The organism is Brassicibacter mesophilus (assembly GCF_050433385.1).
Classification (GTDB): Bacteria; Bacillota; Clostridia; order Tissierellales; family Proteiniboraceae; genus Brassicibacter; species Brassicibacter mesophilus.
In genome coordinates this window covers 26,556-48,245 of the sequence record NZ_JBNPXI010000011.1, presented here as the reverse complement: position 1 = coordinate 48,245, position 21,690 = coordinate 26,556, and the positions used below count along the sequence as shown (strand labels likewise).

Sequence of the window (21,690 nt, the reverse complement as noted above, 5' to 3'; positions counted from 1 at the left end):
TTTATGTCCAAAATTATTTGATTAATACTCTAGTCCCCTTGTCCTATTTTTCATATACTTTTATCCATATACCCCAAAAAGATGTATAATCATACGTATATATATAGAAAAATACAACACAAGGGGGCAAAATAACATGAAAAACTCAAAAGCAATATTGTCATTAGCAGTAGCATCTGCACTGATTGTTTCAGCACCGATGATCAGTTTTGCGGATAATGGAAAGGGAAACGATGACAAGGTAAAAGAACCTGTAAAACAAGAGAGAATAAAAGAAGAAAAAATAAAATTAACTGAAGAAACTGAAGTTAAGGAAGAGAAAATAAAAACAAACGAAGAAGGAAAAGTTAAAGAAAAAGATATAGCTTGGAAAGAAGCAAAGCACAAGCTTGAAGCAGAAAAAGATATAGTAGAGCTTCAAAAGGATGAATTAGAAGTACAAAAGGATGAGCTAGAAAAACAATATGAAGAAGCTGAAGAAAGTGGTGATGTTGAACTAGCAGAACAGATAAAAGCTCAGCTTCAAGAAGTAGAAGCTCAAAGACTTGAACTAAAAGCAGAAATGAAAGGCTTGTTACTTCAAATGAAGGAAGTTACAAAAAATAGATATAGTATTGAAGAGTTAGAGGAGCTTCAAAATATAGGAGAAGAACTTGCAGAAGTAGATGAAGAAGTGACAGTAATACCAGTAGAAAATATAGTGGTTAAAAACAAAGACATAAAATTTGATACTCCACCGGTTATCAAGCAAGGTAGAACTTTAATACCAGTAAGAGCATTAACGCAAGGATTTGGAGCTGTATTAGAGTGGGTACCAGAAGAGCAAAAAGTGACTATTACAAAAGGTGATGTAGAGATAATATTACATATAGACAGTAATATGGCTCTTGTTAATGGACAAGAAGTACAGATAGAAGTACCATCAGCTTTATATAGCAATCGGACTTATGTACCTCTAAGATTCATAATTGAAAATCTTGGATTAGAGATTGATTATGACAATGAAACAGATACAATTGAAATAGACGAAGAAACTGATGAAGATGAAGAAGCAGAAGATACAGATGAAGAAATAACAGAAGATAATAACCAAGATGACGAAGAAGACACAGATGATGTAGAAGATACATCATCAGATGATGAAGCTGCTTCAGAAGACGACACAAATGCTGAAGATGATATAACTGAAGAAATCGATGATACAGCTGAAGAAACTGTAACACAAGAATAGTAATACCAAACTATCTCAGAATAGACTATATAGTCTGCTCTGAGATAGTATTTTTTTGAAAAAAGTACAAGCAGTCTGTAAAATACTACGAAATTTTAACAGAAATTAACTTGATTTTCCTTTGTGAATAATATATACTTTACATATTCGACTGACTGGTCAGTTTTTAGTCCAGCCATTTCTAATAACAGAATCAAAGAAACTGGAGGTAATAAATATGCAAAAAAGATATGTAGCCTATTTGTTGATTATAACTCTGATAATATCATTGTCAGTAGGATGTACACAAAAGGAAAATGAAGATAACACTCAAGTAGAACAGGAGAACTATGTGCCAGTAGAGGTACAGAATGTAAGTCTGCAAACAATCTACAATGAGGTAACATTTAGTGGTAAGGTGTATCCTGAAAAGGATGTAATGGTTATTCCTAAGATACCTGGAAAGGTAACAAAAGTAAATGTAGCTGTAGGAGATAAAGTTGTTGAAGGGGAGATATTATTTACCTTAGATAAATCAGATGTAGAAAAGCAGGTAGAGACGGCAAGAGTAGCATTAGAAGGTGCTCAGGTAAGCTATGAGTTAAATAAAGAAAAAATTGAAAATGCACAGGCTAATCTGGAAAGAGCAAAAAAGCTATATGAAGAAGGAGCAATATCTGAGTCTCAGTTTGAGCAATCACAGCTTGCAGCTTCAGATAAGTCATTAGAGGCTTTGACAACACAAATAAACCAAGCTCAGCTTGCATATAATCAGGCTGTAGATGCTTTAAACAATTTAACAATAAAAGCTCCAACAGGCGGAGTAATTGCCAGTGTAAATATAGAAACAGGAGAGATGGCATCAAATGCACAGCCAGCTGTAACGATAGTAGATGTAAATAGAATATATGTTCAAATAAATGTACCTGAAAATATTATAAACGATTTAGAAGTAGGTCAAGAGGTAGAAGCTAAAGTTGAGTCAGCTTCTTCGGATATATTTAAAGGACAGATTGATTCTATTAGTCCTTCAGCTGATGCAAGAACACAGCTTTATCAAGTTAAAATATATATAGACAGTCAGGATAACAAGGTGAAGCCAGGGATGTTTGCTCAGACTAAGCTTAAGATTGATCAAAGAGAAAATGCACTAGTAGTAAATAGTGAAGCAGTTGTGCAGAAAAATGGAGAAACAGTTGCATATGTTGTAAATGATGATAGGGCAGTTGAAAAGCCTGTAGCGATAGGTCTTGATACAGGAAGTCATGTAGAAATACTTAGTGGATTAAATAAAGGTGACAAAATAATAATCAAAGGTCAAAATTATGTAGAGGATGGAACAACAGTAAAGGTAGTCAGAGGTGATAAATAATGAACTTATCAGGATTATCGGTAAGAAGACCTGTAACTATTTTAATGGTAACATTAATTGTAGTGTTATTTGGTGTAGTATCATTAAACAGATTACCTATAGACTTATTACCTAAGATTGAGGTACCTGTGGCAATAGTTTCTACATCATATAGCGGTGTAGGGCCGCAAGAAATAGAAAAGCTTATAACTAAACCTTTAGAACAGGCTATAGCTACAGTTGGAAATATAGAAACAATAAGTTCAACCTCATCAGAGGGAAATTCAATAGTTATAGCACAGTTTAATTATGGTACTGATATGGATTTTGCATCATTAGAAATGAGAGAAAAGGTTGATCTTGTAAAAGGGTATTTACCAGATGAAGCATCAACTCCAATGGTAATAAAAATAGATCCAAATGCAATGCCTATAATACAGCTTTCATTAACAAGCAATGATGACCTTGCTAGTCTTCAAGCTATAGCAGAGGATAAAATAAAGCCAAGGATAGAAAGACTGGACGGAGTTGCATCAGTAGATATTTCAGGTGGATATGAGAATCAGGTCTTAGTTAAAGTAAATCAGGATAGACTTGATGGATATGGATTATCTATAAGTCAGCTAGCACAGGTTATAGGAGCTGAAAATCTTAACCTACCTGGAGGTCAAGTTAACAAAGGACAGCAGGAGCTTGCAATTAGAACTCTAGGGGAGTTCCAGTCTTTAGAAGAAATAAAGGGGCTTCCTATAGCATTACCAACAGGTGGAGTGATCAGATTAAGTGATATTGCAGAGGTTAACATAGAATATAAAGATATTTCTACAATATCAAGAACAAACGGCAGCAATAGCATAAATATATCTATTCAGAAACAATCAGGAACTAATACTGTTGAAGTAGCAAATTTAGTAAATGAGGAAATCAATAAGCTTAAAGAAGAAAATTCTAATATTGAGATGGAAACAGTTTTAGACCAATCAGAATATATTAAGCTTTCAATAGATAATGTAGTAAAGAATGCCATAATAGGTGCACTACTTGCAATAGGAATACTGTACCTATTCCTAAGAAATCTAAGAACAACATTTATAATAGGCACTTCAATACCAGTATCTATAATAGCAACATTTATTCTTTTATATTTTAGTGATATTACATTAAACTTAATGACACTTGGTGGTCTTGCATTAGGTATTGGTATGCTGGTGGATAATGCCATAGTAGTACTTGAAAATATATATAGGCACAGACAGGAAGGATACTCTAGGAAGGAAGCGGCAATAAAGGGAGCTTCTGAGGTAAGCATGGCAGTAACAGCTTCAACATTAACTACAGTAGCAGTTTTCTTACCAATAGTGTATGTAGAAGGAATTACATCAACTATATTTAAAGAGCTTGCACTAACAGTTTCTCTATCCTTAGGAGCATCGCTGTTAGTGTCACTGACACTAATACCAATGCTATCATCTAAGATATTGAAGGTAGAGCATAAAAAGAAGAACGTATTTTCATTTTTATATGATGCCTTTGATAAATTATTTGCATTAGTAGAGAGAACTTATAAAAGAATTTTAAACTGGGTACTCCATCATAGAAAATCTACAGTATTTATAGCAATAGTAGTATTTATTGGAAGTATGGGTTCTGTGTTAAGCTTAGGAGCAGAATTTTTCCCTACTATGGACGAAGGACAGTTTACCGTAAGCGTTAAGCTTCATCAGGGAGCAGAGCTTAAAGAAACTGATTCAGTTATTTCTGAAATAGAAGAAATACTTGAAGGCATAGAAGAGGTAGATACTGTATTCTCAAGTATAGGCTCAGGTGGGAACTTTTCAATAGATGGAGCATCATCAAATAGAGGAACTGTAATGGTAATGCTAGATAGTCTAGCAAATAGAACAAGAAGCACTAGTCAAGTAGCTGATGAAGTTAGAAAGAAGACAAGAGATATTCCAGGAGCAGAAATAGGAGTAGAGGTATCTTCTAATACGATGATGGGATTAGGTGGAGCTCCTATAAGTATAATAATAAAAGGCGATGATTTAGACACTCTTAAAAAAATAAGCGAGGACTTTAAAGAAGTTGTTGAATCTGTTAAAGGAACTGCAGAAGTAAATACTAGCTTAAGCGAAGGAATTCCAGAAGCACAGATAATAGTAAATAGAGAGAATGCCTCCTTATATGGTTTAACAGCTGCACAGATTGCTAACTCGGTAAAAGGAAATATATCTGGAGTAGTGGCATCTAGATATAAATACAATGCAGATGAAATAGATATAGTTATTCAAGGAAATGATATATTAAGAGAAAGCATAGCTAACTTAAAACTAACACCTATAAAGACTCCTCTTGGCGTGACAATACCATTGAGTCAGGTAGCAGACGTTACTGTTGAAAGAGGACCAACAAAAATAGATAGAGAAGGTCAGGTTAGAGTGGTTACAGTGACTAGTCAGATTGTAGGCAGGGATTTACGAAGTGTTTCTGATGACATAGAAAGCAAGCTTTCAAAATATAATCTAGAACCAGGTTATAGCTATGAATTAGGAGGTCAAAATAAGGAGTTGAATGATGCATTTGCCGATTTATCATTGGCTATACTACTAGCAGTAGTATTGATTTATATGATCTTAGCATCTCAATTTGAGTCACTACTGCATCCATTCACCATAATGTTCTCTGTACCGTTGGCATTTGCAGGAGGTGCATTAGGGTTATTTATAGCTAGAAAGCCTCTTAGTGTGCCGGCTATAATTGGGGTTATAATACTATCAGGTATAGTTGTAAACAATGCTATAGTTCTAATTGATTATATAAACACAAGAAGAAGCAATGGTGAGGATAGACTTAACGCTATTACCAACGCAGGACCTATAAGGCTTAGACCAATTTTAATGACGACTCTTACTACTGTATTAGGGCTAGTACCTTTAGCATTAGGTATAGGAGAAGGATCAGAGGCTATGGCTCCTTTAGCAATAGTAGTAATAGGTGGGCTATTATTATCAACACTACTTACTTTAGTTTTCATTCCAGTACTTTACACAATATTCGATGATATTGCTATGTTTACAAAGAAAAAGATATTTAAAAGAAACTACAGTAGTAGTGATGTTATTAAACAATAAGGTGTGATGAAATGTCTAAGGAAGAAAAACGGCTAGATATTTTAAATGCTGCAATAAAGATTTTTTCAAAATATGGAATTCATAAAGCTAAGATTGAGGATATAGCTAAAGAAGCAGGCGTAGGTAAAGGTACTATATATGAGTATTTTGATAGTAAGAAAGATTTATTCCAGGAAGTTGTAAAGTATGGGTTAGAGTTATATAAGAAAGATATGATGGAAACATTTCATAGAGAAGAGCCAATTCGAGATAAATTAGTTAGCTTTTGTTCATCACATGGAAAATTTATAAGTGAACATGTTGATATGGCTCAAAATATTGCTTCTCAGACAGGAGTATTATCAAAAGAAATGAGATGCTGGATGGCCGAGTGCAGGATCGAACTGGGAAAAGCAGTTATCGAGGTTCTCAAAAAAGGTGTGGAGAATGGCGAGCTAAGGAATGATTTAGATTTAGAGGTTGCAAGCTATGCTATTTTTGGAACAATTAATCAATACTATTCTAAAAGAATATTTTTTGATAACGAGAGATACGAAGACATTGATCCTGCACCAATAGTAGATACCTTATTTAGAGGTTTCAAGAATGATAGCTTAAAAAATAATAAAAACCAAGGATAGGCTTAAAACCTATCCTTAACTTTTATTTTGAACCATAGATCCAAAGTGGGGAAAGTGGAAATCAATATTTTATCTATACTCGCTTTTTATATTGTATGTATACATTAAAAATATAAATAAAAGAAAAAATTATGGAACAAAAGGCGAAAACTGTACGTCATATATAATGATACACTTATATAATGTTTCAATAAGATGTCAGAAGTATTACAAATTGATGTTAATTGTATTATTTTTCGCAAAACAGAAGGATTTAAGGTTTATTTAAAGAATATATAGAGGATAAAGAAAGAAAGGGAGGGCAACCAATGTTAGCTACTAACAAAAAGTACATAAGAGTATTTTCATTAATTTTAGTATCAATATTCATTCTAACAAACACAGCAGTATATGCTCAAACATTCACAGACGTACCAGATAAACACTGGGCTAAAGAGTATATAGACAAGATGAATAATGCAGGGATCATCAAGGGTGAAGGTGAAAAATTCAACCCAAGTGGTAATGTTACGAGGACAGAAGCAGTTGTTATGATTTCAAGACTTCTTTCTGTAGACAAGGATAAAACTAGCCAAGCTAGACAAACATATCAAAGTTTTTTAACTGAAATGGGTATAAAAGAATGGTTCCAAGATGGTATTGCCATAGCATTAGCATCAGGAATAGTATCTAAAGATGCAGTTAAAACTTTTCGTACAAACAATAAGGATAATCCAGCTCAAAAGGATGAACTTTGTATATATTTGACTAGAGCTATGGGACTAGAGAAAGAAGCTGCAGGCAAGACATTTATTGTTCTTCCATTTAAAGATTCTGAGCTTATACCAGCTTATGTTGCACCATATATAGACATGATGATAAATAAGGGTGTTGTAAGCTCAAAGGGAGATGAGAATGGCAAGTTCAACCCTAAAGCTTCTGTAAATAGAGCTATGATGGCTAAAATGCTTTCAATAGCTTATGATAATATGAAATCTAATGGAACTTCAGTAACAGTGCCAGACACATCAGTACCAGATAAAAACGAAAAAACTATTTCAATCTCGGGGACAATATCAAGTATAGTAAGAGCAACAAATGAAATTTATATTACAATTGAAGACAAAAGAGGAACTAAGACATCATATAGAGCGAATTCTACATCAACTATTAAGCTTGATGGTAAAAAGGTAGACTTTAAAGAAATAGTTGAAGGATTAAAAGTTGGAGCTGAGGTAACAGAAGATTTTAGAATAGTTTCACTTGAAGCAGAGGGAATAAACGAAGACTACGAAGGAACTATAAAGTCTATAATATCTTCGGATCCTGCTATGCTTACCATAGAATATAAAGTAGATGACAAGTCATCTAAGACGGAAAGAAAGACATTCTATGTAGATGAAGATGCAGATATAACAATTGATGGCGAAGATGCTTATTTGCGTGAATTGAAATCAGGGGATCTAGTAAAAGTTAAAGTGAAAAATAGTAAAATAGTTGATATAGAAGCTCAGAGTAAGTATCTAAAACTTGAAGGAACAGTAAAAGACATAAAATACTCTCCTGAACCAGAACTTGTGATAGTTGATGAATATAAGGAAACTTATGAGTTTCCTGTAGATAATAGAGCAAGGATAGAAAGAAATAGAAGAAGAGCCCAAATTTCTGATATAAGAAAAGGAGATAAGGTAAATATAGAAGTTGAATATAATATAATAACAGATATAGAAGCGAAAACCGTAAAAAGTGAAGATGAAGGCTCGATTGTAGGTATCCTTATTTCAAGTAAGCCTGAGCTTACTATTAGAAACAAAGACGGAGAAACAAACACATACTATATAGGTAATATGGCAGATATAGATGTTGATAGGAGAGATGCTGATATATATGGCTTAAAGCTTGGATACTATGTTGAAGTGGACATTGAAGGTGATGAGATAGTATCTCTAGAGGCTGAAGCAAGAGAGAAAAACGATAGGTATACAGGTATTGTTGACTATGTGAATAGTAAGGCAGAGGTAGTTGTAATATCAGTAATAGATCCTAACTCAGGCGAGAAAAAACAGATAACGGTTTACGTTACTGATGATACTTCTTATATAGATGCTGATGGTGGAAAAACAAGATTTAGTTATATTGATAAGGGTGATGAAATATTCGTCATGGGTAGCTTTGATGGAACAATCTTTACAGCTAAAAGTGTTATAATAACTCAAGATAATAATTAGGAAAAAAGTCCTAACCTTATATGGTTAGGATTTTTTTATGACATACCCCTAAATAATGTAAGACTACCTCGAATATATATTACAAATCAAAACAATAGGAGGTAATTGAATGAAGGCAAAAAGAATCATTTCAACCGTAGTAGCACTTTCGCTGGTACTATCTATAAGTTTTACAACAGCTTATGCAGATGGATGGGGAAAAAACAAGAATAAAAACAAAGTCCCACCAGGACAGGCAAAAAAATATTTTGATGACCTAGACAGCTTTAAATGGGCAGAGCAGGCTATTGAAAAGATGTTCTTAAAAGGTTTAATCAATGGCATGGGTAACGGAAGATATGTACCTCAATCAGCAGTGACAAAACTTGAAGCTATAGTAATGTCCCTTAGAGTAATGGGATGGGAAGATGAAGCTATAGCAATAAATGATCTTCCAAAGAAGTATAGAGGTGATGTAGTAGCAAATTGGGCAAAAGGTTATGTTACTATAGCGTATGAAAAAGGAATACTTGATGATGTAGATATGATGTACTTTAAACCTCAAGAGCCAGCTAAGAGACACGAGGTAGCAAAATATGTTGTAAGAGCATTAGGATATGATGACGAAGCACGCGATAATATGGATAAAAAGCTTCCATTCGTAGATGCTCCAGCAGTTCCACAGGGATCAGTTGGATATGTATATATGATTAATGATTTAGGGTTGATGCAAGGTAGTGCAAAGAAGTTTAATCCAATGGGAACTATGACAAGAGCAGAGATGGCGGTACTTTTCTCAAGATTAGATGACAAGGTAGATAGTGATGATGATGAACGAGTAGCTGGAGAAGTATACAAAGTATATGAAGATAGAATAGCTGTTAAAGTAAATGGAACAACAAAGAATTATACTGTGGACGATAAAGTAAGAGTGTATGATGGCAAAGATAGAGTAGATTATGATGATATCAAAACTGGTGACAAAGTGAAAATGGAATTAAAAGATGGGGAAGTAGTATATATTGAGATAGTAGATAAACTAGATGAAGATAAGATTATTGCAAGATATAAAGGTACTGTGAAAGAAATAGACACAACTAAACCATATAGAATAGCACTACAATCAGAAACTATGCTTATGATGTTTGAAGTAGTTGACAATGTGGAAGTGGAGTTCAAGAATGGTGAAGGAAATTTCAGTGAAATAGAAGAAGATGATAAAATTGGTGTTGTAGTAGATAGAAGAAACAGAGTAACTCAAATCTTTGTTGAAAGAAATAGAGAAAGAGAAGACTGGGATGATGAAGTAGAAGGAACAATTACAGCTATCGACCTAGCTGGAAGCTATCATCTTACAATAGACAAAGAAGAGTATGACCTAGACGAAGATGCAGAAGTAAAGATTGATGGAAGAAACAAGGATTTAGAAGATTTAAGAGTAGGAATGTACGCAGAATTTAAATTAGAAAACGATGAGATTATTAGTGTAGATGCTGAAAGCGTAGAAGATAAGTTTTATGGAGAAATTAGAGATATTGATGATGAAATAGAGATAAAAAAAGATAATGGGAAGTATGTAACATATGATGTATCTGATAATGTAGACATTGAAATAGAAGGAGTAACAAGACCAGATATAGATGATTTAGAAATCGGTGACTATGCTAAGTTTGAAATTAAAAATGATATTATAGTATCAATCGAAGTTCAAAACAGAATAACAGAAGTAGAAGGAATTCTTTTATCGGTTGATAAAGATACAATAACAGTTAAAGTAGATAAAAAAGAAAAAGAATATGACTTAGCTAATGTTGTAAAGGTTGAAGTTAAAGATCATAGGAACTATATAGATTATCTTGAAATTGGGATGAAGGTAGAACTTGAAATAAAGAACGATGAAGTTATCAGCATATACGCTGAAGATAATGAATTCGAAATAGAGGGCGAGATCAAAGCAATAACAGTATCAAGCAAAGGTACTACTCTTAAGATTGAAACAGATGATGATAAAGAAGTTTCATATTTAGTTAGTGAAGATGCAGAAATTGAAATTGAAGATATTGAGAATGCTAATGTTGATGATCTTGAAGTAGGTCAAGAGGGCGAGTTCGAGGTAATAAATAACACAATAGTTGAAATATCTATAGAAGACTAAAAATTTTATTGAAAAATTGTTATTAAGTCCCATTCTATATAATGAGCATATAGATTATTATTTGAGCTATCTATATGCTCACTTTTTTTGTATAAGAAAGAAGAATAGAAAACAGGAAGATATTAATATAAATAGTGCTAAAGTCACAAATGATTAAAAAATCTTTGAGCAGGCTATTTTTCTTATTACATTATTGAAAACAAAGAATTCAAAAAAATGTTAAAAAAACATACGTTCGGAAGGAATATATTAACATTTGTAGAATATTTTATATTGGAATTATATTTAAATGGGGGGAAGCCATTTGAAACCGAAAGTGTTATGCGTTGACGATCAATATGGCATGAGGGTATTACTTAAAGAGATTCTTAAACGTGACTATGATGTCGAGGTTGTAGAAACGGGGGAAGAAGCTTTAGAGCTGGTTAAAAAATTCAAGCCACAAGTTGTACTGTTAGATATGAAATTACAAAATATGAAGGGCACAGACGTTTTGAAGCTTATGAGGCAGATAGATCATAGTATAAGCAGCATAATCTTAACCGGATATTCAGAACAAGACAAGCTTGATGAGATCGAAGAATCAAAGCCAGAGCTTGTCATTAAGAAACCATTTGATATAGATATAGTAAGGAACAGTGTTAGGAAGCTAATAAGTGAATCAATGCGGAATGAATTTGCTTGCTAAAGGCTAAAGAAAATAGTGCAGAATTGACAGTATGTCATTTCTGCACTATTTTTTATAACTAATGGGAAAGTTCTACTTTTATAACCCATAGGTAAGTCCTAGTTTTCCTTAATATATTAACGTTTTAATAGAAGCCTTTTTTATATTTTTAATAACAAGAACTTTCAGTAGATGAGTTTCAAAAAAAGGAAACATTATAATGCTTCTTTAGAAGCCTTTTTTACTACATTATTGTAATAAATTGCTTTATGTACTGAATCTCTAGTATAATATCCATAGATAGTAAATATAATTGGGGAGGTATTGTGGCATGGAAAAAGCTATGATAAGGATTAGAATGAGTATGCATGACGCTCATTATGGTGGAAATCTTGTTGATGGAGCAAAAATGCTTCAACTATTCGGAGATGTTGCAACAGAACTACTTATAAGAAATGATGGAGACGAAGGATTATTTGCTGGTTACGAGCAAGTAGAGTTTAAAGCACCTGTGTATGCTGGAGATTACATAGAAGCAGTAGGAGAGATCACAAAAGTAGGAAATAGCTCAAGAAAAATGGTGTTTGAAGCAAGAAAGGTCATAGTTCCTAGACCCGATATCAACGAATCAGCTTGTGACGTACTAGAAGAACCAATAGTTGTTTGTAGAGCAGTAGGAACATGTGTAGTCCCAAAAGATAAACAAAGAAAGTAATTATTAATTTCAATTCTCAACTATTAACTAATGTGATGGGGGTATATAGAATGCAAAAACTTATAATAACTGCTGCATTAACAGGAGCAGAGGTTACAAGAGAACAACAACCTAACCTTCCTTTAACTCCTGATGAAATAGCAGAGGCAGCATATGAAGCTTACAAAGCAGGCGCATCCTTAGTTCATGTTCATGCTAGAGATAAAGATGGAAATCCAACTCAGTCCTATGAAGTATATAAAGAAATAAAAGAAAAGATAGAAGCTAAGTGCCCTGTTATATTTCAGCCTTCAACAGGTGGAGCAGTTTGGCATACACCAGAAGAAAGACTTCAGCCTGTAGAGCTTAAGCCAGAGATGGCAACATTAAGCTGTGGAACTTGCAATTTTGGACCTGATGTATTTATGAATACAGAAGAATACATGGAGAAATTTGCTAAGAGAATGCAGGAGTTGGGAGTTAAGCCTGAGCTTGAAGTATTTGAGAAGGGTATGATAAATAACGCTCTACGACTGGTAAAAAAGGGTCTTTTAAATACACCATTACATTTTGATTTTGTTATGGGAGTGCCTGGAGCTATAACTGCTGAATTAAGAGATTTATTATATCTTGTAGATAGTATACCTAAAGATTCAACATGGACAGTAGCAGGTATAGGAAGATATGAGCTTCCATTGGCAACAGCTGCCATAATGCTAGGAGGACATGTAAGAGTTGGCTTTGAAGATAACATATACTATGGCAAAGGAGAGCTTGCTAAGTCAAATGCACAGCTAGTAGAGAGAATAGTAAGGTTAGCTAAAGAACTAGGCAGAGAAGTAGCAACTCCAGACGAAGCAAGAGAAATATTAAATATACCAAGAAAATAAATATATTAAAAAATTTTCACAAAGCAGCATAAAGCTTGAAATTACTCAAGCTTATGCTGCTTTTTTATTCTCACTTTGTTATGTAAAGAAGGAATTATAATATAAATGAAGAATTAAAATAAATAAGGAGGTGCCTAGATTGTTAGTAAATACCAATATAGCATTTGCTGTGAGATGTGATGTCTGCGGAGGCTTACAACTTCATAATACTTCCTTATTTGAACTATATAAAGATAAGAAAACTGAACTTAAATGCACATGTGGGCAAATAAATGCTATAATAAAGGCGAAAGATTTTAAATCATTTTGGATAGACGTAGTGTGCTTTGCTTGTCAAGAAAGGCATATATTTAAGTATACACTTAAGCAGCTCTTAAAGGGCAATATTGTTACTAGATGCATAGAAACAGGAATGGAAATATGCTTTATAGGGAACAATGAGGACATACATGAATTGATTGAGAAGAACGAAAAGAACCCATCTGAGCTATTAAGTGAGCTAGGTTTCTATGACTACTTTGAAAACTTTGAAGTTATTATGAAGTCACTGGAATTTATAAAACAGCTTGACAATGATGGAAGAATAAAATGTGATTGTGGAAGTCATGACATCCTTACAGATTTATTTCCAGATAGAATAGAGCTTAAATGCTTAAACTGTGATAGTATTAAGATGATATATGCAGAAAATGACGAGGACTATAGAAACCTAAAAAAAAGAGAACGTATATTGATGCATAAGCATGGATTTGAATGTATAGATGCAATAAATCAAACAAACGATTACTTTAAAAAATAAAGATATTAAATGGATGGTAATAATTTAAGGGAGGAATAACGATATGTTAGCAACAGGTAAAGAAGTACTTCAGCATGCACATGAAAACGGCTATGCTGTAGGTGCTTTTAATGTAAATAATATGGAAATAGTTCAAGCAATAATAGCTGCAGCAGAAGAAACCAATTCTCCTGTAATACTTCAGGCAAGCCAAGGAGGACTTAAATATGCTGGAGTCGAGTATATAGCACAGATGTCTAAAATAGCAGCATACAATGCTAAAGTTCCAGTCGTAATACACCTAGACCATGGAACAGATTTTAAACAAATAATGCAATGTATACGACATGGATTCACTTCTGTTATGATAGATGGTTCTAAGTATCCATTAGAAGGCAATATAGAAATTACAAACAAGGTTATAGAGATTGCTCATGCAGTAGGAGTATCTGTTGAAGCTGAGCTTGGGAAAATTGGCGGAACTGAAGATGATATAACAGTTTCAGAAAAAGAAGCTACATTTACAGACCCAGATGATGCAGAAAAATTTGTTAAAGAAACAGGAGTTGATTCTTTAGCAATAGCTATAGGAACAGCCCATGGTCCATATAAAGGAGAACCAAAGCTTGATTTTGATAGATTAAAAGTAATAAAAGAAAGACTTAATATGCCTATAGTATTACATGGATCTTCAGGCGTACCAGAAGATAGTATCAGAAAAGCTGTAAGTCTCGGAGTAAACAAAATAAACATAGATACAGATATAAGAATGGCATTTGCAAGGGCCGTAAGAGAGTTTGTTATAAACAATCCTGAAGCTTATGACCCAAGAAAGATATTAGAGCCAGCTAAAAAAGAAATGCAAAAGATAATAGCAGAAAAGATGATTATGTTCGGTTCAGCAGGAAGAGCATAAGTGAGTCATGGTATAGTCCTATGACTTATTTAAGAAATAAAAATGAGGTGATTAAGTGAAACTTTTTATTGACACAGCAAATATTGACGAAATAAGAGAAATAAACGACTGGGGAGTAATTTGCGGCGTAACAACAAACCCATCGCTAATAGCGAAAGAAGGAAGAGATTTTAAGCAAGTCATTACAGAAATAACTTCTATAGTTGATGGACCTATAAGTGCTGAGGTTATTAGTCTTGAAGCTGAGGGCATGGTTAAAGAAGCTGAAGAACTTGTTAAAATCCATCAAAATATCGTAATAAAAATACCTATGACAAAAGAAGGCCTAAAAGCAGTAAAAATATTAAGTCAAAAATGTATCAAAACAAATGTAACATTAGTATTTTCAGCAAATCAAGCCCTTCTTGCTGCAAGAGCAGGAGCCACATATGTAAGCCCATTTGTTGGAAGAATGGATGATATAGGTAATGAAGGTATGCAGATAATAGAAGATATAGCAGCAGTGTTTGACATACATGGGTTAGACACAGAGATAATCTCTGCAAGCATTAGAAATCCTATGCATGTTCTTCAATCAGCTAAAGCTGGTGCACACATAGCTACAGTACCGTACAAGGTATTTGAAGCTATGGTTAAACATCCAATGACAGATCTTGGAATAGAGAGATTTTTAAAGGATTGGGAAGGTGTACCTAAATAATAGGAGACAATGTAAAACAATTATTGAGAATTAAGAGAAAATCAATCATTTTGGGGTGATTTTCTCTTTTATTTTTGATTATAATTGAAATAAATTTAGAGAATTAAATAAATCATTATTTATGCTATACTTTTTGACAAATAAATATTAAATAGCATATACTATTCTTAGAAAAGTTAAACTTAGGAGGTCTTACTATGGATAGAAACCTTGCACTCAATATAATTAGAGTAACAGAAGCCGCAGCTTTATCAAGTGCTAGATATCTGGGTAGAGGAGATAAAAATGCAGCAGATCAAGCAGCCGTAGATGGTATGAGAAGGATGTTTGAAACTCTTAACATTGATGGAGTAGTAGTTATTGGAGAAGGCGAGATGGATGAAGCACCTATGCTTTATATAGGCGAGCAAATAGGAAGATGTATTAATACAAGCTTAAAGGTAGATATAGCAGTAGATCCAGTAGATGGCACAACTGCAGTAGCTAAAGGTCTGCCTAATGCAATAGCAGTAGTAGCAGTTGCACCTAGAGGATGTCTGCTTCATGCTCCAGATATGTATATGGACAAAATTGCAGTAGGACCAAAAGCAGCAGGTAAAATAGATATTGAGGCTCCAGTCGAAGAAAACCTTAAGGCAGTTGCAAAAGCTTTAAACAAAGATATATCAGACTTAACTGTAACTATGATTGATAGACCAAGACATCACGAGTTAATAGACAAAGTAAGAAAAGCAGGAGCAAGAATAAAGCTTTTTGGAGATGGAGACGTAGCAGCAGCAATTGCCACCTGCTTCGAACACTCAGGTGTAGATATACTTATGGGAATAGGTGGAGCTCCAGAAGGAGTAATAGCAGCTGCAGCATTAAAATGTATGGGCGGCGAATTTCAAGGAAGATTAGTACCTATGAACGATGAAGAAAAGCAAAGATGTCACAAAATGGGCATATCAGATACTAATAAGGTTTTATCAATGGAGGACCTTGCAAGTGGAGATGAGATATTTTTTGCTGCAACGGGAATTTCTGATGGAGAATTATTAAAAGGTGTAGTTTACCTTGAAAATAATATGGCTAAGACTCACTCAATGGTAGCAAGGTCCGAAACTGGAACTGTAAGATTTGTAGAAGCTATTCATAAACTTGATAAAAAACCAGAGTACGCTAAGTAAAAATTCATCACAACTTCATCTCGATTTAAACTTAAATTGAGATGAAGTTCTATTAATTCTTAACTTCTTGACTGAATCTTAACAAAATGATAATATAACTATAGTTGATACCCTTCTGTTATACTTTCCTAATTGCTATCCCTTATAAAATATCAATTTTTGGAAAAAATAATTAGATGTAATGCGAATTAGTTTTGGAGGTGTAATTTTGAATCGTACCGAATTAGGCAGTAAAAAGCTAGATGAACTGCGCTTAATAGCAAAAGAAATAGGGATAAAAAGTTGTACAAAACACAAGAAAGATGAACTTATTGATATTATTATACAGCACTATATTAGTGAAGATGAGAAAAGTGAAAAAGAGACTGAAGAGGATGAGAAAAAAACAGGTATAAGTAAGTCTTACATTAAAACCCTACCAGATAAAATAACTGAGGAAATACAACAAAGTGAAGAAATAAACATAGCAGATGGCATACTTGAATTACATACAGATGGTTATGGATTTATGAGAAGCGAGAACTATTTATCAGGTAGTGAGGACATATATGTATCGCCATCACAGATAAGAAGATTTAATCTTAGAACAGGTGACAAAATCTATGGAATTACAAGACCACCAAAGACTGGTGAGAAATATAAGGCTTTATTGTATGTTAAGAAAGTCAATGGTGAAAATCCAGATACTGCTACAAGAAGACCAGATTTTGATACTTTAACTCCTATCTATCCAGAAGAAAGAATCTCTCTAGAAACTTCCCCAAATGAATTATCAACAAGAATAATTGATTTAATAGCTCCTATAGGAAAAGGACAAAGGGGAATGATAGTTGCACCTCCAAAGGCAGGTAAGACAACACTTCTTAAAAGGATAGCAAATAGTATTGCTCAAAATCATCCTGACATAGAAATAATAATTTTATTAATAGATGAGCGACCTGAGGAAGTAACTGATATGCAGAGATCAGTTAAAGGCGATGTTGTATACTCCACATTTGATGAACTTCCTAAGCACCATATAAAGGTTGCAGAAATAGTACTTGAAAGAGCCAAAAGACTTGTTGAGCATGGCAAAGATGTTGTAGTTCTTTTAGATAGTATTACTAGGTTAGCTAGAGCATATAACCTTACAATACCGCCTACAGGAAGAACTCTATCAGGTGGATTAGATCCAGGTGCATTACACAAACCGAAAAGATTTTTTGGTGCAGCAAGAAACATAGAAGGTGGTGGAAGCCTTACTATTCTTGCTACAGCCCTTGTAGAGACAGGAAGCAGAATGGATGATGTTATATTTGAAGAATTCAAAGGAACAGGAAACATGGAGATACATTTAGATAGAAAGCTTTCTGAGAAGAGAATTTTCCCTGCATTAGATATCAATAAGTCTGGAACAAGAAGAGAGGATCTCCTTCTTAACCAAAAAGAATTAGAAACTATATGGCGTATAAGAAAGGCTTTAAGCAATTATCCTATAGCTGATGTAACAGAAACATTAATAGATCATCTAATGCAGTCAAAAACTAACAACGAATTTATAGATATGGTAAGAAACAAAATATGGGATTAAGAATCTCTTTAAAATGTTGAAATATAAATATAGATGTGCTATAATGTATTAGTTGAAAACTAGATATAAATCTAAATATAGTGCAATAATGTTTTGGGAGAGAGGTGAAATAAATGAAAGCAGGAATACATCCAGATTACAAAAAAGCAGTTGTGCATTGCGCATGTGGAAATACATTTGAAACTGGTTCTGTAAAAGATGAGTTAAGAGTAGAGATTTGCTCAGAATGCCATCCATTCTTCACTGGTCGTCAAAAGTTCGTTGATAAAGGTGGACGTGTTGACAAATTCAAGAAGAAATACGGTATGGAGTAATAGCTACTTAAATCTGTCTCATAGGTTAGATGCCATTGGCTTCTAACCTTTATTTTTTATAAAATAAGTGGTAGCTAGGGGGCGCTTTGTCTGTCATCTCTGTTCCAAGAAGGAAAATGGAACGGTAAGTTGATGACCTAACAGCTTACAGGATACTCATATTTCTTTAGATGTGTCTTTATACATAAAGTAGATAGGGGGAATTAAGTTGGCGAAGTTATATTTTAGATATGGAGCTATGAACTGTGGTAAATCAACTAGCTTAATGCAGGTAGCATACAACTATGAAGAAAGAGGAATGAAAGTCATTATAATTAAACCTTTAATAGATACAAAGGGTGGAGATAAAGTAATCTCTAGATTAGGCATAGATAGAAAAGTTGATTTATTGTTAGAAAAAGATAAAAATATCTACGATGAAGTCCAAAAATGGAATGAAGAAAACGGAAAGATTGACTGTATCCTAGTTGACGAGGCACAATTTTTTGCCAAGCATCAAATAGATGAACTCTTTGAAATAGCAGTAAAAATGAATATTCCAGTAATTTGTTATGGACTTAGAACAGATTTTCAGATGATAGGATTTGAAGGCAGTGAGAGATTATTACTGATAGCCCATAGTATAGAAGAGTTAAAAACTATTTGCGCATGTGGTAAAAAAGCAATATTAAATGCAAGAAAAATTAACGGAAGATTTGTTTTCGAAGGAAAGCAAGTAGCTATAGATCGTGAAAATAACATTGAATACGAATCACTTTGTGGTGAATGCTACTTTAGAGAGAAAAGTAGATATTTGTAGTTTGAAGAAAAATTTTTAAGCTCATTTATTATCGGCCCAATATTGTTTCTAATATAAGAGTAAAGGTTTAGTTGCACTAGCTTTGGAGTACATACATTATGATGACAAAGCTTGATGCAACTATGATTGATATATATTAACTTTATTACCTATCCTTTAATAAAAAGTTATAATTTAAATTTACGTATTCCATTATTTTACCTGCAATTAGCTTATGTCCTTCTGCATTCGGGTGAATACCATCTACACAAAGATATTGACTATAATTACTCTCTTCAAGGAATGCTCCCCTGACATCGAGCAGTTCAGTACCACTTTTCTCTGCAATCTCCACTATTTTTGAGTTATATTGCTCATGCCATGTATATATTTTCTTCACACTACCAAGCCAAGAAAGCACATTCTTTTCTGCCTCGCCATTGTTTTTGCAGATCCACTTAAAATATCTATTAGGCTCCAGAGGAGGAAGAGTCATCAATACAGGAACAATATTAAGATTTTTGAAATATTTAATAATACCGTTTAATGTTTTTTCGAATATGTATAACTCTGTCTTTGGCTGATGACTGCTATTAGGTTCTTTTGCAATAGCATCCCAATCAAAGTCACAGTCGTTACCTCCGAATTCAATTAAAACAATATCAGGATTCTTCTTTTCAACATCCCGTTCAAGCTTCTGAGTACCTCTTATTATATTATTACCAAACTTGCTCATGTTAAAAATTACACCCTTGAGCTTATTCTCTATTAGGCTAACAAAATTATCTTTTAATACAACATAACGGCATTTTTTATCATCATATATTACTCCTTTTGAAATAGAATCTCCATAAACCGCAAATTGATAGCACTCTTTTATATGCATAATATCCCTCCATATAAATTAATAATAAGCTCTATATATGAACTGTTTCATACCAACTCCAACACGTAGTTTTAAAAACTACTTATCACTATATCTATATATTATCCATATATTAACCAGAAGTCAAGGTGTATTTTTAAAAACATGAATCAAGGGATGAAATGTGAGTCAGGAAGAAGTCCTATAACTTAAAAAAATGAGTCAGGGGACGATTTGAACTGTCCTCTGACTCACTAATCTGATTATGCCTTATTAAAATCAGCCATAATTGGCTTGAATTTATTTTCGTTTTTATTGTTTTTCTTGATAAGCTGGAGTTCTTCGTACCTTTCTTTCATATCTTGTTTTGCTTTAATTATATAATAAACTCCAGTGATAGCAGATAATAAGTCAGATACTGGATACGCAATCCACGCACCTACTAAACCAAACATTCTAACCATAATAAACAATAACGGTATGAATAGCAACAACTGTCTATATATTGAAAGTAACAAGGACAGCTTAGGTTCTTCAATAGCCTGATAATAGTAAATTGCAACAAAGTATATTCCTACTGAGGGAAAGACTGATATTACTATTCTAAAAGCTTTTACTGCTTCCATTAATATATCTTTTTCTTTTACAAAGGTTGCTAATATTGGGTTTGCGAATACTAGAACTATTAGCCATAAAAGAGATGAGGTTAGCATAACTGCTTTCATGGAGCTGCTAACAACTTCCTTTAACCTCTTGAAGTTTTTGGCACCGTAGTTGTACGCCGCTATAGGCTGCATTGCTGAAGCCACACCAATTACAGTAATAAATAGAAACATTGAAACTCTTGTCACTACTCCAACTATAATTATAGCCATATCTCCTTGTGAATTCAAAACGTTATTCAATACAACCGCTACTACTGCATCAGATATCTCTATAATAAATGTTGAAAAGCCAACTGTAAGTATTGAATAAGTAATTCCTTTGTTTAAGCTAAACCCAAGAGATACATTGAACTTATCTTTTATCTTCAAGAAATGATAAAATGCATAAACAGATGAGATAATCTGAGAAGATACTGTAGCTATTGCAGCTCCTTTGATACCGAATGAAAACATAACGACTAGGAAGTAATCTATTATAATGTTGCACATTGCTCCGATTACTGTAGCAATAAGATTAGTCTTTGCATTGCCTAATGATGTAAGAATGTATCCAATTATAACTGTGAAGCATTGGAATACTCCACCAAATATCACTATACTAATGTATTCATTTGCATATGGAAAAATACTCTCGGTTGCACCTAAATAATAAATTATCGGAGTTTTAAAAATATATATGAATATTACAAGAAGAGAAATAATTACTAGCATAAGTGCTATAGCATTTGATACGATATGCTTTAACTTTTCACTATTACCTTCTCCTAGGCTTCGCGCTACTGCAGTTGAAGCTCCTACAGCGATTAACAAGCCTATAGCTATGATCAATCTCTGGATAGGAAAAGCTATTGTAAGAGCGCCTATTGCTTTAGCACCTATTTCTCTTCCAACATATACAGTATCAACCATGTTATAAAGCTCTGAAACAAATATTGATATAATAATTGGTACGGCAAGCCTGAATAATAACTTGCTTACCTTTCCTTCCGAAAATGTACTTTTTTCATCAACAACTTTATTGGCAGTTCAAG

Annotated in this window: 18 protein-coding genes; 16 read left to right on the top strand and 2 right to left on the bottom strand. The window is 33.5% G+C overall.

The genetic code is table 11. The features are described from left to right. The first annotated feature begins 136 nt into the window (after window positions 1–136). The 16 genes from HNR33_RS12625 to HNR33_RS12550 all read left to right on the top strand — a co-directional run bounded on the left by HNR33_RS12625 (window position 137) and on the right by HNR33_RS12550 (window position 19,150). A complete protein-coding gene (locus HNR33_RS12625; protein ID WP_429083805.1) occupies window positions 137–1,231 on the top strand; it encodes a copper amine oxidase N-terminal domain-containing protein in 1,095 nt (364 codons plus the stop codon). A gap of 217 nt (window positions 1,232–1,448) precedes the next feature. Then, window positions 1,449–2,582 carry an efflux RND transporter periplasmic adaptor subunit gene (locus tag HNR33_RS12620; protein WP_429083804.1) on the top strand — a complete coding sequence of 378 codons (1,134 nt, stop codon included), beginning with the start codon at window positions 1,449–1,451 and terminating at the stop codon, window positions 2,580–2,582. Further along, entirely contained in the window at window positions 2,582–5,692 is a 3,111-nt protein-coding gene (locus HNR33_RS12615) for an efflux RND transporter permease subunit (protein WP_429083802.1), read from the top strand. Before HNR33_RS12620 ends, HNR33_RS12615 begins: the two co-directional genes overlap by 1 nt. An 11-nt stretch (window positions 5,693–5,703) precedes the next feature. Then, window positions 5,704–6,312 carry a TetR/AcrR family transcriptional regulator gene (locus HNR33_RS12610; protein ID WP_429083800.1) on the top strand — a complete coding sequence of 203 codons (609 nt, stop codon included), beginning with the start codon at window positions 5,704–5,706 and terminating at the stop codon, window positions 6,310–6,312. Between the two features lie 308 nt (window positions 6,313–6,620). Next, entirely contained in the window at window positions 6,621–8,519 is a 1,899-nt protein-coding gene (locus HNR33_RS12605; protein ID WP_429083799.1) for an S-layer homology domain-containing protein, read from the top strand. Window positions 8,520–8,628: 109 nt separating this feature from the next. Then, complete coding sequence (locus HNR33_RS12600; RefSeq protein WP_429083797.1) at window positions 8,629–10,653, top strand: S-layer homology domain-containing protein; 2,025 nt, start codon at window positions 8,629–8,631, stop codon at window positions 10,651–10,653. 304 nt (window positions 10,654–10,957) lie between these two features. Next, entirely contained in the window at window positions 10,958–11,341 is a 384-nt protein-coding gene (locus HNR33_RS12595; RefSeq protein WP_429083796.1) for a response regulator, read from the top strand. Window positions 11,342–11,651: 310 nt separating this feature from the next. Then, a complete protein-coding gene (kal, locus tag HNR33_RS12590; RefSeq protein ID WP_429083794.1) occupies window positions 11,652–12,035 on the top strand; it encodes a 3-aminobutyryl-CoA ammonia lyase in 384 nt (127 codons plus the stop codon). Between the two features lie 50 nt (window positions 12,036–12,085). Then, on the top strand, window positions 12,086–12,904 hold the full coding sequence (kce, locus tag HNR33_RS12585) for a 3-keto-5-aminohexanoate cleavage enzyme (RefSeq protein ID WP_429083792.1): 819 nt from the start codon (window positions 12,086–12,088) through the stop codon (window positions 12,902–12,904). 139 nt (window positions 12,905–13,043) lie between these two features. Continuing rightward, a complete protein-coding gene (locus tag HNR33_RS12580; protein ID WP_429083790.1) occupies window positions 13,044–13,703 on the top strand; it encodes a hypothetical protein in 660 nt (219 codons plus the stop codon). A gap of 43 nt (window positions 13,704–13,746) precedes the next feature. After that, entirely contained in the window at window positions 13,747–14,598 is an 852-nt protein-coding gene (locus HNR33_RS12575; RefSeq protein WP_429083788.1) for a class II fructose-1,6-bisphosphate aldolase, read from the top strand. 55 nt (window positions 14,599–14,653) lie between these two features. Further along, complete coding sequence (gene fsa / locus HNR33_RS12570; protein ID WP_429083786.1) at window positions 14,654–15,298, top strand: fructose-6-phosphate aldolase; 645 nt, start codon at window positions 14,654–14,656, stop codon at window positions 15,296–15,298. 197 nt (window positions 15,299–15,495) lie between these two features. Then, window positions 15,496–16,467, top strand: coding sequence for a class II fructose-bisphosphatase (gene glpX, locus HNR33_RS12565; protein ID WP_429083784.1), 972 nt, complete (start codon window positions 15,496–15,498; stop codon window positions 16,465–16,467). A gap of 208 nt (window positions 16,468–16,675) precedes the next feature. Beyond that, window positions 16,676–18,037, top strand: a complete 1,362-nt coding sequence (rho, locus tag HNR33_RS12560) for a transcription termination factor Rho (protein WP_429083782.1) — start codon at window positions 16,676–16,678, stop codon at window positions 18,035–18,037. A gap of 113 nt (window positions 18,038–18,150) precedes the next feature. Continuing rightward, the gene (gene rpmE, locus HNR33_RS12555) at window positions 18,151–18,351 is read left to right on the top strand and encodes a 50S ribosomal protein L31 (protein ID WP_429083780.1); all 201 of its coding nucleotides are present in this window, start codon (window positions 18,151–18,153) and stop codon (window positions 18,349–18,351) included. A 208-nt stretch (window positions 18,352–18,559) separates the two neighbouring features. Next, window positions 18,560–19,150, top strand: coding sequence for a thymidine kinase (locus tag HNR33_RS12550; protein ID WP_429083778.1), 591 nt, complete (start codon window positions 18,560–18,562; stop codon window positions 19,148–19,150). A 145-nt stretch (window positions 19,151–19,295) separates the two neighbouring features. Here the strand turns inward: HNR33_RS12550 and HNR33_RS12545 are convergent, their stop codons facing one another. Together HNR33_RS12545 and HNR33_RS12540 are read right to left on the bottom strand one after the other, a co-directional pair. Next, window positions 19,296–20,015 (bottom strand): SGNH/GDSL hydrolase family protein, encoded by a 720-nt coding sequence (locus tag HNR33_RS12545; RefSeq protein WP_429083776.1) that lies wholly within the window; start codon window positions 20,013–20,015, stop codon window positions 19,296–19,298. A 242-nt stretch (window positions 20,016–20,257) separates the two neighbouring features. Further along, a complete protein-coding gene (locus HNR33_RS12540) occupies window positions 20,258–21,598 on the bottom strand; it encodes an MATE family efflux transporter (protein WP_429083921.1) in 1,341 nt (446 codons plus the stop codon). Window positions 21,599–21,690: the final 92 nt, after the last annotated feature.